This is a genomic window from Bordetella petrii, assembly GCF_017356245.1.
In the GTDB taxonomy this organism is placed as follows: domain Bacteria; phylum Pseudomonadota; class Gammaproteobacteria; order Burkholderiales; family Burkholderiaceae_B; genus Bordetella_A; species Bordetella_A petrii_D.
The window spans coordinates 1083323-1097868 of sequence record NZ_JAFMZZ010000001.1; the positions used below are offsets into that span (position 1 = coordinate 1083323).

Consider the following 14546-nt stretch of genomic DNA (forward strand, 5'->3'; position numbering starts at 1 on the left):
CCCGTGCCGGCCGGCGCCCCGGGCGCCGGTCAGAACGGGATTTTCTGCGACCAGGGCGTCTGTTTTTCGGGGTTCAGGTTGGGCGACACGCGGATGCTGTTGTCGCCGCCCCCGCCGCCGCCTACCAGGTCGTTCAGGAACTCGCCGAGCTGGTCGGTTTCGGCCGGCATGGGTTCAGACAGCCCCAGCCGCGCCACGGCCTGGCCCGGCGGAAACTCCGAAAAATAGAAATCGCCGCGCTCGACCAGCAGGCCGTCGGGGCGCGGGCGTTCTTTTTGCTCGGGCACGCCCTTGAGCATATCGCCCATGTAGTCCAGCCAGATCGGCATGGCCACGCCGCCGCCGGTTTCGCGCGAGCCCAGCGACTTGGGCTGGTCGAAGCCCATCCAGGCCGTGGCCACCAGGCTGGGCGCATAGCCCGAGAACCAGGCGTCGACCGATTCGTTGGTGGTGCCGGTTTTGCCCGCGATGTCGGAACGCTTCAGCGTGGCGCGCGCGCGCGCCGCGGTGCCGCTGGTGGCCACGCCGCGCAGCATGTCGTCCATGACGTAGGCGGTGCGCGGGTCGATCGCCCGGGCCGCGGCATCGCCGGCCACGATGGGCTTGGACTGCATCAGCACCTTGCCGCTGCTGTCGGTGACGCGATCGATCAGGTAGGGGGCGATACGATAGCCGCCGTTGGCGAACACCGCATAGGCGCCTGCCAGCTGCAGCGGCGTGACCGAGCCCGCCCCCAGCGCCAGCGGCAGCACGGCCGGCTGGCGGGCCTTGTCGAAGCCGAAGCGCGTCAGGTATTCCTGCGCGTACTGCGGGCCGATGGCCTGCAGGATGCGGATCGACACCATGTTCTTCGACTTGTACAGGCCCTGGCGCATGGTCAGCATGGGCTCGTATACGTTGCCGTAGTTCTTGGGGTGCCAGGGCTTGGAGCCGGTCTGTTCGGCGGTGAGTTCGAACGGCTGGTCGGATATCTGCGTGGCGGGCGTCAGGCCGCGCTCGAGCGAGGCCGCGTAGATGAACGGCTTGATGTTCGAGCCCGGCTGGCGCCAGGCCTGGGTGACGCGGTTGAACTTGCCGCGGAAGAAGTCGAAGCCGCCCACCATGGAGCGAATCGCGCCATCTTGCGGCGACAGTGACACGAAGGCCGCCTGCACCGACGGCATGTTGATGACTTCCCAGCCTTCGCCCAGCTTGTGGATGTAGACCACCGAGCCGCGCTGCAGGCGCCGTTCGGCCGGGGCCTTGCTGCCCAGCGAGCGCGCCACCACCGCCAGCACTTTCTTGTCGGTGATGGTGATGATTTCATTGGCGCTGCGCGCCACCTTGATTTCGGTGGGGCTGGCCGACAATACGACGGCCGTCAGCAGGTCGTCGCTGTCGGGGTATTTTTCGAACACGCCGTCCAGGTAGTCGTCCAGCGCCTGGGGATTGCTCTCGATGCCCTGGGGCATGTCGAGCTGTTCTTCGGGGCCGGGGTACACGGCGCGGCGCGTGTACTGCAGCACGCCGTCGCGCACGGCGTGATAGGCCGATTCCTGGTCTTTCGAGCGCACCGTGGTGTAGATGTTGATGCCGCGCGAGTACAGGTCGTCTTGGTAGATGCCGTAAAGCAGCTGGCGCGCCAGTTCGGCCACGTATTCGCCGTGGATGGCGTAGCCGCCCGCCGGCGTGCCTTCGGCTGCCTTGATGATGATGGGCTGCGCCTTGGCCTGCTGGTATTCGCTGTCGGTCAGGTAGCCCAGCGAATGCATGCGGCCCAGCACATAATGCTGCCGCAGCTCGGCGCGCGGGCGGTTGGCGATGGGGTTGAAGCGCGACGGCGCCTTGGGAATGCCCGCCAGCATGGCCGCCTCGGCCGCGGTGACCTGCGACACGGGCTTGCCGAAATAGGTGCGCGAGGCCGCGGCGAAGCCGTAGGCGCGGTGCCCCAGGTAGATCTGGTTCATGTACAGCTCAAGGATCTGGTCTTTGGTGAGCTGGGACTCGATCTTGAACGTAAGCAGCAGTTCGTAGAACTTGCGCGAATAGGTTTTTTCGGACGACAGGTAGAAGTTGCGCGCCACCTGCATGGTGATGGTGCTGGCGCCCTGCGACTTCGACATGCTGAGCAGGTTGGCCAGGCCGGCGCGCACCACGCCCGCCCAGTCGATGCCGCCGTGCTGGTAGAAGCGGTCGTCTTCGGCGGCCAGCACGGCCGATTTCATGACGTCGGGAAATTCATTGAAGCGCAGCACGTTGCGGCGTTCTTCGCCGAATTCGCCGATCAGGACGTGGTCGGCGGTGTATACCCGCAGCGGCACGCGCGGCCGGTAGTCGGTCATGGCGTGCAGGTCGGGCAGGTTGGGCCATGCCAGCGCCAGCGCCATGCCGCCCAGCAAGACGCCACACAGCGCCAGGCCGCCAAAGAAAATGCCCATCTTCACGAAAAACCGCAAAATGGGCGATCCGCTTTTTGGAGAGGGGGCTTTTTTGGAAGAATTCTGCGACTTGCTCATCGCGGCGATTTTACGGGTATCTGTAGACGCGCTTGAGCGTGGTTACCGGGTTTCTGTAACAAATTCGTTCAGTGTGGTAAGCGGGCAACTGGCTGGCGATGGGATAATGCGGGCATGAATGGTTTGGTGAATACAGATCCGGCCCCGGACGCCGGCCCTGCCGAAAGCCCCTGCGCGGCGGCCGAAGCCGGGCCGCGCGTGCGCCTGCCGCACGACCTGCCCATCTTCCTGGTGGGCATGATGGGGGCGGGCAAGACCACCATCGGCCGCGGGCTGGCGCGCGTGCTGGGCCGCGAGTTCATCGACCTCGACCACGAGCTGGAGGCGCGCTGCGGCGTGCGGGTGCCGGTGATTTTCGAGATCGAGGGCGAAGGCGGTTTTCGCAAGCGCGAGGCGGCCGCGCTGGATCACTGCACCCAGCGGCCCGGCATTGTGCTGGCCACCGGCGGCGGCGCCGTGCTGGCGCCCGAGAACCGCCGGCTGCTGCGCGAGCGCGGCGTGGTGGTGTATTTGCGCGCCAGCGTCGATGAACTGTTCCGGCGCACCAGCCGCGACCGCAATCGCCCGCTGCTGGCCAACCCCGATCCGCGCGGCACCCTGTGCGACCTGATGGCCAGACGCGAACCGTTGTACGAAGAAGTGGCCGACCTGGTGGTCGATACCGGCACCATGCCGGTTTCGCACCTGGTGAAGTCGCTGCTGCCGCTGCTGCAAGCCTACGAGAAGAATCCATGACCGTTGTTGACGTCGACACCCCCGGCGGCCGCTACCCCATCCATATCGGCCCGGGCCGCCTGGATGCGCTGGACCAGTCCATTCCCGCCGATGCCACGGCCATCGCGGTGGTCACCAATCCCACGGTGGCGGCCTTGTACGGCGAGCGCGTCGAGGCGGCGCTGGCGCGCACCGGCCGCCGCGTGCTGCGCATCGAACTGCCCGACGGCGAGGCCCACAAAGACTGGCAGACCCTGAACCTGATCTTCGACGCCCTGCTGACCCATCGCCTGGACCGCCGCGCCGTGCTGGTGGCGCTGGGCGGCGGCGTAATCGGCGACATGACCGGCTTCGCCGCGGCCGTGTACATGCGCGGCATCCGGTTCGTGCAGGTACCCACCACGCTGCTGGCGCAGGTGGATTCTTCCGTGGGCGGCAAGACAGCGGTGAACCATCCGCTGGGCAAGAACATGATCGGCGCCTTCTACCAGCCGGTGGCGGTCGAGATCGACACCGACGTGCTCGGCACCCTGCCGGCGCGCGAAGTGTCGGCCGGCCTGGCCGAGGTGATCAAGTACGGCCTGATCCTGGACGCCGCATTCTGGGAATGGTGCGAAACCCATGCCGCCGCCCTGCGGGCGCTGGATCCGGCTGCGCTGGCCCACGCCATCCGCCGCTCGTGCGAGCTGAAGGCGCAGGTGGTAGGCAAAGACGAGCGTGAATCGGGCCTGCGCGCCATTTTGAACCTGGGGCACACCTTCGGCCATGCCATCGAGTCTGGCCTGGGCTATGGCGAATGGCTGCACGGCGAGGCCGTGGGCTGCGGCATGGTGCAGGCGGCCGAGCTGTCGGCCGAGGTTGCCGGCTTCCCGCGCGCCGACGTGGCGCGGGTGCGCGCGCTGGTGCAGGCCATCGGCTGCCCCACCGTGGCGCCCGACCTGGGCGCCGACCGCTGGCTGGCGCTGATGCAGGTCGACAAGAAAACCGAGGGCGGCGAGATCCGCTTTGTGCTGATGCCGCGCATCGGCCAGGCGGTGACACGGGCCGCACCGCTGGATACCGTGCGCGACGTGCTGGCCCGCACGGTGCAATGACCCCGGGGGGACGATGCCGATGACCGAACTGGCCCGCTACGCATCCGATCCCTTTGCCAGCCGCGGGCGCCGGCACGCCGAGCCGGCCCCGCAGAATCGCACCGAGTTCCAGCGCGACCGCGACCGCATCATCCATTCCACGGCGTTTCGCCGGCTGGAATACAAGACGCAGGTGTTCGTCAACCACGAAGGCGACCTGTTCCGCACCCGCCTGACGCACAGCCTGGAAGTGGCGCAGATCGCCCGCACGCTGGCGCGCAGCCTGCGCCTGTCGGAAGATCTGACCGAAGCCATCGCCCTGGCGCACGACCTGGGCCACACCCCCTTCGGGCATGCCGGGCAGGACGAACTGAATGCCTGCATGCGCGAGCTGGCGCCGCAGGCGGGCGGCTTCGAACACAACCTGCAGAGCCTGCGGGTGGTCGACGAGCTGGAAGAACGCTACGCCGAGTTCAGCGGCCTGAACCTGTGCTTCGAAACGCGCGAAGGCATTCTGAAGCATTGTTCGGCCGCGCACGCGCGCCAGCTGGGCGAGGTGGGCGAACGTTTCCTGAACCGCACCCAGCCGTCGCTGGAGGCCCAGCTGGCCAATCTGGCCGACGAGATCGCCTACAACAACCACGATATCGACGACGGCCTGCGCTCGGGGCTGGTGACGCTGGAGCAGATGCAGGACGTGGCGATTTTCGCGCGCCACTACGCCCAGGTGGCCGAACGCTACCCGCGGCTGGCCGAGCGCCGGGCCATTGCCGAAACCGTGCGGCGCATGATCAACACGCTGATCGTCGACCTGACCGCCACATCGCTGGCGCGCATTGCCGACGCGGCGCCGGCCGACGCCGACGCGGTGCGCCGCGCAGCGCCGCTGGCCGGCTTTTCGGACGAGGTGCGCCGCGAGGCCGATGAGCTGAAGCGGTTCTTGTTCGACAACCTGTACCGCCACTATCGCGTGGTGCGCATGACCAACAAGGCGCGCCGCATCGTGCGCGAGCTGTTCCAGGCTTTTCTGTCCGACCCGCGCCTGCTGCCGCCGGACCACCGGCGCGAAGCCCCGGACCAGGCCCGCGCCATTGCCGACTACATCGCCGGCATGACCGACCGCTACGCGATCCGCGAGCATCGGCGGCTGTTCGAGATGGGGTAATCCGGGTATCGGGGCTTTCGCGGAGCGCCTGATGCCGTGCTGTTGAGGCGGCGTTGCCGCAGGTCGGTGTCAGGCATCCTGCGGGAGCCTGACACCGGGTGGAATTTTCACTTAGCGTTGCGTGCGGTAGGGCTCGTCTTCGGGCAGGAATACGCCTTCGGCGCGCGCCTCACGCGTCCAGTCTTGCATGGCGGGCAGCGCCAGCACGGCATCCATGTAGTCGCGCACGGCGCCCGCGGCGGGCACGCCGTAGGTGGTAAAGCGCGACACGACCGGGGCGAAGAACGCGTCGGCGATTGAAAACCGGCCGAACAGGAACGGGCCCTCCTGGCCGAATTCGGCGCGCGTATCGTGCCAGATGGCCTGCACGCGCGACACGTCGCCCTGGGCCGCCGAGATATCGATGCCCGGCAGGTGCGCCTCGATGTTCATCGGCATGACCTGGCGCAGCTGGCCGAAGCCGCTGTGCATCTGCGCGGCCAGCGAGCGCGCGCGGGCCCGGGCGCGCGGGTCGGCCGGCCACAGGCCCGCCTGCGGGTGCTGGTCGGCGGCATATTCGCAGATGGCCAGCGAGTCCCAGACGGCGAAGTCGCCATCGAGCAGCACCGGCACCAGGCCGGCGGGGGTGATGGCGCCCAGGCGCTGCGCGAATTCGGGCGTGAACAGGCCCAGCTTCTGTTCCTGGAAGGCGATGCCGGCGGCGCGCAGGGCCAGCCACGGGCGCAGCGACCAGGATGAGTAGTTCTTGTTGCCGATGATGAGGGTGTACATGGCGGTGAAGGGCGGCGTTGGGGGAAAGCCAGTCTACCCCTGATCGTTGCGCCGCAATACCCGGCCCAGGTAATGCCCGGTGTGGCTTTGCGGGTTGGCCGCGACGTCTTCGGGCGTGCCGGTGGCCACCACGCGCCCGCCGCCGTCGCCGCCTTCCGGCCCCATGTCGACCACCCAGTCGGCGGTTTTGATGACGTCGAGATTGTGTTCGATGACCAGCACCGTGTTGCCGCTGTCGACCAGCTGGTTCAGCACCTGCAGCAGCATTTCGATGTCGCGGAAATGCAGGCCCGTGGTGGGCTCGTCCAGGATGTACAGCGTGCGCCCGGTGCTGCGGCGCGACAGTTCCTGCGACAGCTTCACACGCTGGGCCTCGCCGCCCGACAGGGTGGTGGCGCTTTGCCCCAGGCGTATGTACGACAGGCCCACGTCGATCAGGGTGTGCAGCTTGCGCGCGATGGCGGGCACCGATTCGAAGTATTCCAGCGCCTGTTCGACGGTGAGTTCGAGCACTTCGCTGATATTGCGGCCCCGGTAGCGGATTTCCAGGGTTTCGCGGTTGTAGCGCTTGCCGTGGCAGACGTCGCAGGGCACGTACATGTCGGGCAGGAAGTGCATTTCGACCTTGACCACGCCATCGCCCTGGCAGGCCTCGCAGCGCCCGCCCTTGACGTTGAAGCTGAAGCGCCCCGGGTCGTAGCCGCGCGCCCGGGCCTCGGGCACGCCGGCGAACAGTTCGCGGATGGGCGTGAACAGCCCGGTGTAGGTGGCAGGGTTGCTGCGCGGCGTGCGGCCGATGGGGCTCTGGTCGACGCTGATGATCTTGTCGAAATTTTCCAGGCCGCTGATCGAGGCGTATGGCGCCGGTTCGCTTTGCGCATGGTGCAGCTGGCGCGATACGGCCACGGCCAGGGTGTCGTTGACCAGCGTCGACTTGCCCGAGCCGGATACGCCGGTGACGCACACCAGCCGGCCGGCGGGCAGGCGCAGGTCGACCGTTTTCAGGTTGTTGCCGCTGGCGCCTTCCAGCACCAGCCACGACTGCTCGTCGGTGACGGCGCGCCGCTTGGGCACGGGAATGGCGCGCCGGCCGCTGAGGTACTGGCCGGTCAGCGAGGCGGGGTCGTCCTGTACGGCCGCGGGGGTGCCTTGCGCCACCACCTGGCCGCCGTGTTCGCCCGCGCCCGGCCCCATGTCGACCACCCAGTCGGCCAGGCGGATCATGTCTTCGTCGTGTTCGACCACGATGACGCTGTTGCCGAGGTCGCGCAGATGCTGCAGCGTGCCGATCAGGCGGTCGTTGTCGCGCTGGTGCAGGCCGATGGAGGGCTCGTCCAGCACATACATGACCCCGGTCAGGCCCGAGCCGATCTGGCTGGCCAGCCGGATGCGCTGCGCTTCGCCGCCCGAGATGGTGTCGGCGCTGCGGTCCAGCGACAGGTAGTTCAGGCCCACGTTGTTCAGGAAGTTCAGGCGCGCCTCGATTTCGCGCACGATGCGCTGGGCGATTTCCTGCTTGGCGCCGGTGAGGGCCAGCGCCTGGAACCACGCCAGGCAGTCCGACAGCGGCATCGCCTCGACTTCGTAGATGGCCTGGCCGCGCCGCTCGCCTTCGCGCGGGTCGTCGCCGATGAGCACATGGCGGGCCTCGGCGCGCAGGCGCGAGCCGCCGCAATCGGGGCAGGTCTTGATGTTGCGGTACTTGCCCAGTTCTTCGCGCACGGTGGCCGAGTCGGTTTCGCGCCAGCGGCGTTCCAGGTTGGGCAGGACGCCCTCGAAGGTGTGCCGCTTGACCGTGCTGCGGCCCTTTTCGTTCAGGTACACGAAGGCGATTTCTTCATCGCCCGAGCCGTACAGCACCTTGCGGCGCAAGTCTTCCGGCAGGTCTTCGAACGGGGTTTCGATGTCGAATTCGTAATGCGCCGCCAGGCTGGTAAGCAGCGAATGCGTGAAGGCGTTGCGGCGGTCCCAGCCGCGTATGGCGCCCGCCGCCAGGCTGAGCTCGGGGAAAGCCACCACGCGCTTGGGGTCGAAAAAGCCCACCTGCCCGATGCCGTCGCAGGTGGGACAGGCGCCCATGGGGTTGTTGAAGCTGAACAGCCGCGGCTCGAGCTCGGGCAGGCTGTGGCTGCACACCGGGCAGGCGTAGCGGCTGGAAAACACCTGCTCGCGGCCGCTGTCCATGTCGAGCGCCACCGTGCGGCCGTCGGCCAGCTGCATGGCGGTTTCGAAGCTTTCGGCCAGGCGCTGCTTGCTTTCGGGCTTGATGCGCAGGCGGTCGATCACGACGTCGATGTCGTGCTTTTCGTTCTTTTTCAGCGGCGCCATGTCGCTGATTTCCTGCATCTGGCCGTCGACCCGCAGGCGTACGTAGCCCTGGGCCTGCAGGCTGGCGCATTCGTCTTCGAAGCTGCCCTTGCGGGCGCGGGCGATGGGCGCCAGCACCGCCAGCCGCGTGTCGGCCGGCCAGGCCAGCACCGCGTCGACCATCTGGCTGACGCTTTGCGCCTGCAGGGGCAGGCCATGGTCGGGGCAGTACGGGGTGCCCACCCGGGCGTACAGCAGCCGCAGGTAATCGTGGATTTCCGTGATGGTGCCCACGGTGGAGCGCGGGTTGTGCCCGGCGGCCTTCTGCTCGATGGAGATCGCCGGCGACAGGCCTTCGATCAGGTCGACATCGGGCTTGTCCATCAGCTGCAGGAACTGCCGCGCGTAGGCCGACAGGCTTTCCACATAGCGGCGCTGCCCCTCGGCGTACAGCGTGTCGAACGCCAGCGACGACTTGCCCGAGCCGGACAGGCCCGTTACCACCACCAGCTTGTGGCGGGGCAGGTCCAGCGAGACGTTCTTGAGATTGTGGGTGCGCGCACCCCGAATGCGTATCGCGTCCATCGGGCGTTTCAGCGGTTTCAAAGGCCAACTTGGTACTATAGCGCGCCGAGTCCTTTCTCGTATAAGGCCCTGACCTGGCCACTTCTGCATGCCGGCTGATACCAAACTGAAATTGACCCCCTCCGAACGGCGCGCCAGCGTCGCGCTGGCGGGCTTGTTCGCCTGCCGGATGCTGGGCCTGTTCCTGCTGTTGCCGGTGTTCGCCGTGGCCGCGCGCGGGCTGCCCGGGGGCGACGATCCGGCGCGGGTTGGCCTGGCGCTGGGCATGTACGGGCTGACCCAGGCGTTCATGCAGATTCCCTTCGGCCTGGCGTCCGACCGCTGGGGGCGCCGCCCCGTGGTGGTGGCCGGCCTGCTGCTGTTCATTGCCGGCAGCATCGTGTGCGCGCAGGCGCAGGACGTGTTCTGGATCACCATCGGCCGCGCCATCCAGGGCGCGGGGGCGATTTCCGCCGCGGTGACGGCCTGGCTGGCCGATGCCACCCGCGACGAAGTGCGCACCCGCGCCATGGCCATGGTGGGCGGGTCGATCGGCCTGTCGTTCGCGGCCTCGCTGGTGCTGTCGCCGCTGCTGGTGGGCTGGTGGGGGCTGTCGGGCCTGTTCTGGACCATTGCCTGCCTGGGCGTGGCCAGCCTGGCGGTGGCGCGCTGGGTAGTGCCGGTGGTGCCCCGCAGCGAGGCGCGCAGCATGAATGTGCGGCCGCGCCAGGTGCTGGGGCACGCCGACCTGCTGCGCCTGAATTTCGGCGTATTCGCGCTGCACTGCACCCAGGTGGCGCTGTTCGTGGTGGTGCCGGCGCTGCTGGCCCATGCCGGCGGCCTGGCCGCGCAAGACCTGTGGAAAGTCTACCTGCCCATTATCGTGGTGTCGTTCGTGCTGATGGTGCCCGTGATTTTCGTGGCCGAGCGGCATCGCGCCCATCGGGGCGCCCTGCGCGCCTCGGTGGCCGGCCTGATCGTGGTGTGCGCGCTGCTGCCGGCCGCCAGCCACGGCTTTTACACCCTGGCCATCGTGATGACGGCCTTTTTCGTGGTGTTCAACATCCTGGAAGCCCTGCAGCCCTCGCTGGTGTCGCGGGTGGCCCCGGCCCAGTACAAGGGCCTGGCCCTGGGCTTCTACAACACCGCCCAGGCCGCCGGCCTGTTCTGCGGGGGCGCGCTGGGCGGCTGGCTGGCCGCCCATGCCGGCGCCAATGCGGTATTCCTGGGGGCGGCGGCCCTGGCGGCCATCTGGCTGGCGGTGACCTGGGCGCTGAAGCCGCTGCCCTAGGGGCAGGTTCAGAGATCGAGCACCAGCAGCGGGGTCTTCGCCCGCGAGCAGCAGGGCGTGAATTGCGTGTTGCCGGCCTGTTCTTCGGGCGACAGGAACAGGTCGCGGTGGTCGGGCTGCCCTTCCAGCACCCGCGTCAGGCAGGTGCCGCAAATGCCTTGTTCGCACGCCACGGGCACGTCTATTCCCGCCTCGGCGAGGGCGTGCGTGACCGAACATCCGGCCGGCACTTTCACAATCTGGCCGGAACTGGCCAGTTTCACCGAAAATTCGCCGTCGCCATCGCCGCCGGCCGGCGCGGGGTCGGCGGCAAAGAATTCATGATGCAGGCGGTCCTGCGGCCAGCCGCGCGCGCGCGCGGCGTCCAGTACGGCGTCCATGAAGCCCTTGGGGCCGCACACATACAGGTGGGTGCCGGCGGCGGGCGTGCATGCCGCGGCCAGGTCCAGTTTCTGCGCGGGCGCGCCGTCGTCCAGGTGCAGCTGCACGCGGTCGGCGTAGGCCGCCTGGCGCAGCGGTTCATGAAACGCCATGCGCCCGAGCGAGCGCGCGCAATAGTGCAGCTCGAAATCGGCGCCGATGGCGGCCAGCCGCTGCGCCATGCACCACAGCGGGGTGATGCCGATGCCGCCGGCCATCAGGATGTGGCGCGCGGCGCTTTCCTCCAGGGCGAACAGATTGCGCGGCATGCCGATCTGCAGCAGGTCGCCTTCGCGCACGTCGTCGTGCATGGCCCGCGAGCCGCCGCGCGATGCCGGCTCGCGCAGCACCGCGATACGGTAGCGGCCGCGTTCGGAAGGCTCGTTGCACAGGGAATACTGGCGTGTGATGCCGCCGGGCAGATGCACGTCGATATGCGCGCCGGCTGTGAACGGCGGCAGTTCGCCGCCATCCGGCGCGCTGAGTTCGAAGCTGCAGATCTCGGCCGTCTCGGCCGACTTGCGCGCCACGCGCACAGTCAGGGAATTTGCGCTCATGCCACCACTCCGACTACATGGCCGACAGGCCGCCATCGACCATCAGCGTGGTGCCGGTGATGTACGAGGCTTCGTCGCTGGCCAGCCACACGATGGGCCAGGCGATCTCGCGCGGATCAGCCCAGCGGCCCAGCAAAGACGTATCCTGGCGCTGCGTCTTCAGCAGATCGACGCTCTTGCCGGCGGCCTGGGCGCGGCCGATGTGGAAATCGGTCAGCGTCGAGCCGGGGCACACCGCGTTGGCGCGTATGCCGCTTGCGGTTTCTTCGAAGGCCAGCGTGCGCGTCATGGCCAGCATGCCGGCCTTGGTGGCGTCGTACAGGGCCATGCCCTTGCGGCCGGTTTCCGCATAACAGGACGACACGTTGACGATGGCGCCCCGGCCCGATTCACGCAGCGCGGGCAGCGCCGCCTTGCAGTAATTGGACGCGCCGACCAGGTTCACGGCCACTACGGCATGCCATTCTTCCGGCGTTACGTCGGCCAGGGCCGAATAGTTGCGCTTGGCCGCGTTGTTGACCAGGATGTCGAGCCCGCCGTGCGCCTCGACGGCCGCGCGCACCGCGGCCTGCGCAAGCTGCGGGTCCGATACGTCGGCGCAGAAGGTGGCCACGCGCGCCTGTGGCTGGTCTTGCGCAATCTGCGCCGCGGTATGGGCCAGTGCCTCGGCGCTGGCGTCTACCAGCATCACCGCCGCGCCCTGCGCGCAGAACAGCGCCGCGGTGGCGGCGCCGATGCCGCCACCGCCGCCCGTGATCAAGGCGGACTTGCCCGCCAGTCTTGCGTTTTCTTGCATGGGTCATTCCAGGTCGGCCGCGCCGCCGCTTGCCGGCAACCGGCGCAAGCGGCGCGCGCGACGGGGTTCAATTGACTTTGATGTTGGCCGTCTTGATCACCTTGGCCCAGCGCTCGGTGTCTTCCGCGATCCACGCCGAGAATTCCTGCGGGCTGCTGGCGATCACTTCGAATTCCATGTCTTCGAGCTGTCCGCGGATCTTGGGCAGCTTGAGGATGCGCACGAGCTCGGTGCTGAGCCGGTCCATGACAGGCTTGGGCACGCCCGCCGGCGCCAGGAAGCCGATCCACGATGTCGCGTTGAAACCGGGATAGGTTTCCGCCACCGCGGGAACATCCGGCGTGGAGGCAAAGCGCTTCAGGCCCGACGACGCGATCAGCCGGGCGCGCCCGTTCTTGGCGTATTCCTGGATGTTGCCCGGCACCAGGAACGAGGCATCGACCTGGCCGCCGATCAGGTCCACCACCGCCGGCCCGGCGCCGCGGTACGGGACGTGCGTCAGGTCGATGTGCGCCGCCTGCTTCAGCATTTCCATCGTCAGGTGCGACGAGCTGCCCACCGAGACCGAGGCATAGCTCATGCGATGGTCTTTGGCGTACGCGACGAATTCCGCCAGCGTCTTGACCGGCACTTTAGGGTTGACCACCAGGTATTGCGAGGCCTTCACCGCCAGCGTGATCGGGGCCAGGTCTTTGGCGGGCTTGTAGGACGTCTGCGGCAGCAGCGTGGGGTTGATGCTGATGGGGCCGTTGTAGCCCACCAGCAGCGTGTAGCCGTCGGGCGCGGATCTCACCACGTCCATCGTGCCGATCAGGCCGCCGCCGCCGCCCTTGTTCTCGACGACCACGGGCTGGCCCAGCGCGGCCTCCAGCTCCGGCGCCACCAGGCGGGCCAGCACGTCGTTGGTGCTGCCGACGATCGGCACGACGATGCGGATGGGCTTGTTGGGTTTCCATTCTTCCGCCTGGGCGGCGGCAAACGTACAGCATGCCGCCAGCATGGCGGCAGCCAGCGCGGCGCGCCGGGTGATTCGTGACATGGTTGCTCTCCTTTGGTGGTGTGGGATCTTGGCGTGTTGTGCTCAGATGGAATAGACCTTCTGGTTTTTTCCATCGGCCAGGTGCACCGCAGCCCACTCCTGCGGTTTTTGGTCGCGCGGCAGCAGGACGCCCGCTGCCCGCACGCGTTGCTGGTTGGCGTCGAGGGCCGGCGGATCGGTGTCGGCCTGCAGCTTGGTGGCGGCGTCGAACAGCATCCGGCGCGCCATGACGATGGCGCGGTCGGTCGGCAGCAGCTTCTCGTTGGCGTGGTCCTGGATCGGCCCCATGCTTTCCTGCAGCGATGCGTCCTGGATGGCGAAGCCGAACACGCCCGAATACGCCCGCTTGTCTTTCTGCGCCTGCCGGTCGATCAGGTAGTCGTTGTCTTTGTTGGCCTTGGGCCGGAAGGTGCCGCCCGGCACGTTGGTGCCCGGCTCGTATTCGCAGTGGACGCCCTTGCCGCTGTTCAGGTCGCGCAGTTCTTCTTCGTTCAGCGGCCGGTCGGTGCGGAAATTGATGCTCCAGGCCCAGCAGTTGTGGTCGTCGATGGGCACCCACACATGGCCGCCCAGCGCGTGGTCGCCGAAGGGCGGAATCAGGGTGTACCAGGGGAACAGCCACTGCGTGACGCGCCAGTAGTACGAATCAGGCTCGCCGTTGCGGCGGCCGAACAGCGTCAGGCCGAACGGGGTTTTCTCGATTTCGAAGATGACGTTGCCGTCGGCCTTGATGTAGTCCAGCGCCTTGGTGCCCTGGTGCAGCGGGTCGTGGTCGACCTCGTAGCGGTGCACGTACGAAACGTGGCTGGTGTCGATGCCGCCTTCCATGGCTTGCAGGTAGTTGCATTCCTGCAGGCGCTTGGACACGAACACGTGGCTGGCCGGCAGGGTGCACCACTCGACGTCGGGCAGGGCAGGCTGCTTGTCTTTCGGACCCATGTAGGCCCAGACGATGCCGGCCATTTCCGCACAGGGGTAGGCCGTGATGCCCATGTGCTTGCACGCCTGCGGCGCCGAGGGCACGTCCACGCAGTTGCCGTCGCGGTCGAACTTCAGCCCGTGGTAGGCGCAGCGGATGCCGTTTTCCTCGTTGCGCCCGAAGTACAGCGAGACGCCGCGGTGCGAACAGAATTCGCTGATCAGCGCGGCCTTGCCCTCGGTGTCGCGGAAGGCCAGCAGTTTTTCGCCCATGATCTGCACCCGCACCGGCGGGCAGTCCGGCTCCGGGATTTCACTGACTGCCACGACCGGCACCCAGTAGCGGCGCAGCAGCTGCCCCATGGCGGTTCCCGGGCCGGTCCGCACCAGGGTTTCAGCGGTGTTTTTGTCCATGCGTGATCTCCATTCCCGCGCT

12 protein-coding genes are annotated in these 14546 nt (G+C 67.8%); 5 read left to right on the forward strand and 7 right to left on the reverse strand.

Annotation, left to right across the window (positions count from 1 at the left end):
• Positions 1-29: 29 nt before the first annotated feature.
• Positions 30-2495, reverse strand: coding sequence for a penicillin-binding protein 1A (locus tag J2P76_RS05260; protein WP_207405006.1), 2466 nt, complete (start codon positions 2493-2495; stop codon positions 30-32).
• Between J2P76_RS05260 and J2P76_RS05265 the strand changes: the two genes are divergently transcribed.
• Genes J2P76_RS05265 through J2P76_RS05280 form a run of 4 tightly spaced genes read left to right on the forward strand, consistent with a single transcriptional unit; the run spans position 2410 to position 5447 of the window.
• Positions 2410-2613, forward strand: coding sequence for a hypothetical protein (locus tag J2P76_RS05265; protein WP_207409259.1), 204 nt, complete (start codon positions 2410-2412; stop codon positions 2611-2613). The genes J2P76_RS05260 and J2P76_RS05265 overlap by 86 nt on opposite strands.
• Positions 2610-3230 (forward strand): shikimate kinase, encoded by a 621-nt coding sequence (locus tag J2P76_RS05270; RefSeq protein ID WP_207405008.1) that lies wholly within the window; start codon positions 2610-2612, stop codon positions 3228-3230. The genes J2P76_RS05265 and J2P76_RS05270 overlap by 4 nt, the downstream gene beginning before the upstream one ends.
• Entirely contained in the window at positions 3227-4303 is a 1077-nt protein-coding gene (aroB, locus tag J2P76_RS05275; protein ID WP_207405010.1) for a 3-dehydroquinate synthase, read from the forward strand. Before J2P76_RS05270 ends, aroB begins: the two co-directional genes overlap by 4 nt.
• Before the next feature lie 19 nt (positions 4304-4322).
• Complete coding sequence (locus J2P76_RS05280) at positions 4323-5447, forward strand: deoxyguanosinetriphosphate triphosphohydrolase (RefSeq protein WP_207409124.1); 1125 nt, start codon at positions 4323-4325, stop codon at positions 5445-5447.
• A gap of 111 nt (positions 5448-5558) precedes the next feature.
• Here the strand turns inward: J2P76_RS05280 and J2P76_RS05285 are convergent, their stop codons facing one another.
• Positions 5559-6218: a glutathione S-transferase family protein gene (locus tag J2P76_RS05285; RefSeq protein WP_207405012.1), complete on the reverse strand. Its 660-nt coding sequence runs from the start codon at positions 6216-6218 to the stop codon at positions 5559-5561.
• 33 nt (positions 6219-6251) lie between these two features.
• Positions 6252-9110 carry an excinuclease ABC subunit UvrA gene (gene uvrA / locus J2P76_RS05290; RefSeq protein WP_207405014.1) on the reverse strand — a complete coding sequence of 953 codons (2859 nt, stop codon included), beginning with the start codon at positions 9108-9110 and terminating at the stop codon, positions 6252-6254.
• An 88-nt stretch (positions 9111-9198) separates the two neighbouring features.
• On the opposite strand from uvrA, the gene J2P76_RS05295 reads away from it, so the two are divergent.
• A complete protein-coding gene (locus J2P76_RS05295) occupies positions 9199-10380 on the forward strand; it encodes an MFS transporter (RefSeq protein ID WP_207405016.1) in 1182 nt (393 codons plus the stop codon).
• Between the two features lie 8 nt (positions 10381-10388).
• Here the strand turns inward: J2P76_RS05295 and J2P76_RS05300 are convergent, their stop codons facing one another.
• From J2P76_RS05300 to J2P76_RS05315, 4 genes are all read right to left on the reverse strand, one after another.
• Positions 10389-11357, reverse strand: a complete 969-nt coding sequence (locus tag J2P76_RS05300) for a PDR/VanB family oxidoreductase (RefSeq protein WP_207405018.1) — start codon at positions 11355-11357, stop codon at positions 10389-10391.
• A 13-nt stretch (positions 11358-11370) separates the two neighbouring features.
• Positions 11371-12153, reverse strand: a complete 783-nt coding sequence (locus tag J2P76_RS05305; RefSeq protein WP_207405020.1) for an SDR family NAD(P)-dependent oxidoreductase — start codon at positions 12151-12153, stop codon at positions 11371-11373.
• Positions 12154-12220: 67 nt separating this feature from the next.
• On the reverse strand, positions 12221-13192 hold the full coding sequence (locus J2P76_RS05310; RefSeq protein WP_207405022.1) for a Bug family tripartite tricarboxylate transporter substrate binding protein: 972 nt from the start codon (positions 13190-13192) through the stop codon (positions 12221-12223).
• 42 nt (positions 13193-13234) lie between these two features.
• Positions 13235-14524 (reverse strand): aromatic ring-hydroxylating dioxygenase subunit alpha, encoded by a 1290-nt coding sequence (locus J2P76_RS05315; RefSeq protein WP_207405024.1) that lies wholly within the window; start codon positions 14522-14524, stop codon positions 13235-13237.
• Positions 14525-14546 lie beyond the last annotated feature (22 nt).

Excerpts from the sequence above, each read along its gene's own strand:
- J2P76_RS05265 (WP_207409259.1), top strand. The coding sequence starts at position 2,410 with ATGCCCATCTTCACGAAAAACCGCAAAATGGGCGATCCGCTTTTTGGA.
- J2P76_RS05260 (WP_207405006.1), bottom strand. The coding sequence starts at position 2,495 with ATGAGCAAGTCGCAGAATTCTTCCAAAAAAGCCCCCTCTCCAAAAAGC.
- J2P76_RS05270 (WP_207405008.1), top strand. The coding sequence starts at position 2,610 with ATGAATGGTTTGGTGAATACAGATCCGGCCCCGGACGCCGGCCCTGCC.
- aroB (WP_207405010.1), top strand. The coding sequence starts at position 3,227 with ATGACCGTTGTTGACGTCGACACCCCCGGCGGCCGCTACCCCATCCAT.
- J2P76_RS05280 (WP_207409124.1), top strand. The coding sequence starts at position 4,323 with ATGACCGAACTGGCCCGCTACGCATCCGATCCCTTTGCCAGCCGCGGG.
- J2P76_RS05285 (WP_207405012.1), bottom strand. The coding sequence starts at position 6,218 with ATGTACACCCTCATCATCGGCAACAAGAACTACTCATCCTGGTCGCTG.
- uvrA (WP_207405014.1), bottom strand. The coding sequence starts at position 9,110 with ATGGACGCGATACGCATTCGGGGTGCGCGCACCCACAATCTCAAGAAC.
- J2P76_RS05295 (WP_207405016.1), top strand. The coding sequence starts at position 9,199 with ATGCCGGCTGATACCAAACTGAAATTGACCCCCTCCGAACGGCGCGCC.
- J2P76_RS05300 (WP_207405018.1), bottom strand. The coding sequence starts at position 11,357 with ATGAGCGCAAATTCCCTGACTGTGCGCGTGGCGCGCAAGTCGGCCGAG.
- J2P76_RS05305 (WP_207405020.1), bottom strand. The coding sequence starts at position 12,153 with ATGCAAGAAAACGCAAGACTGGCGGGCAAGTCCGCCTTGATCACGGGC.
- J2P76_RS05310 (WP_207405022.1), bottom strand. The coding sequence starts at position 13,192 with ATGTCACGAATCACCCGGCGCGCCGCGCTGGCTGCCGCCATGCTGGCG.
- J2P76_RS05315 (WP_207405024.1), bottom strand. The coding sequence starts at position 14,524 with ATGGACAAAAACACCGCTGAAACCCTGGTGCGGACCGGCCCGGGAACC.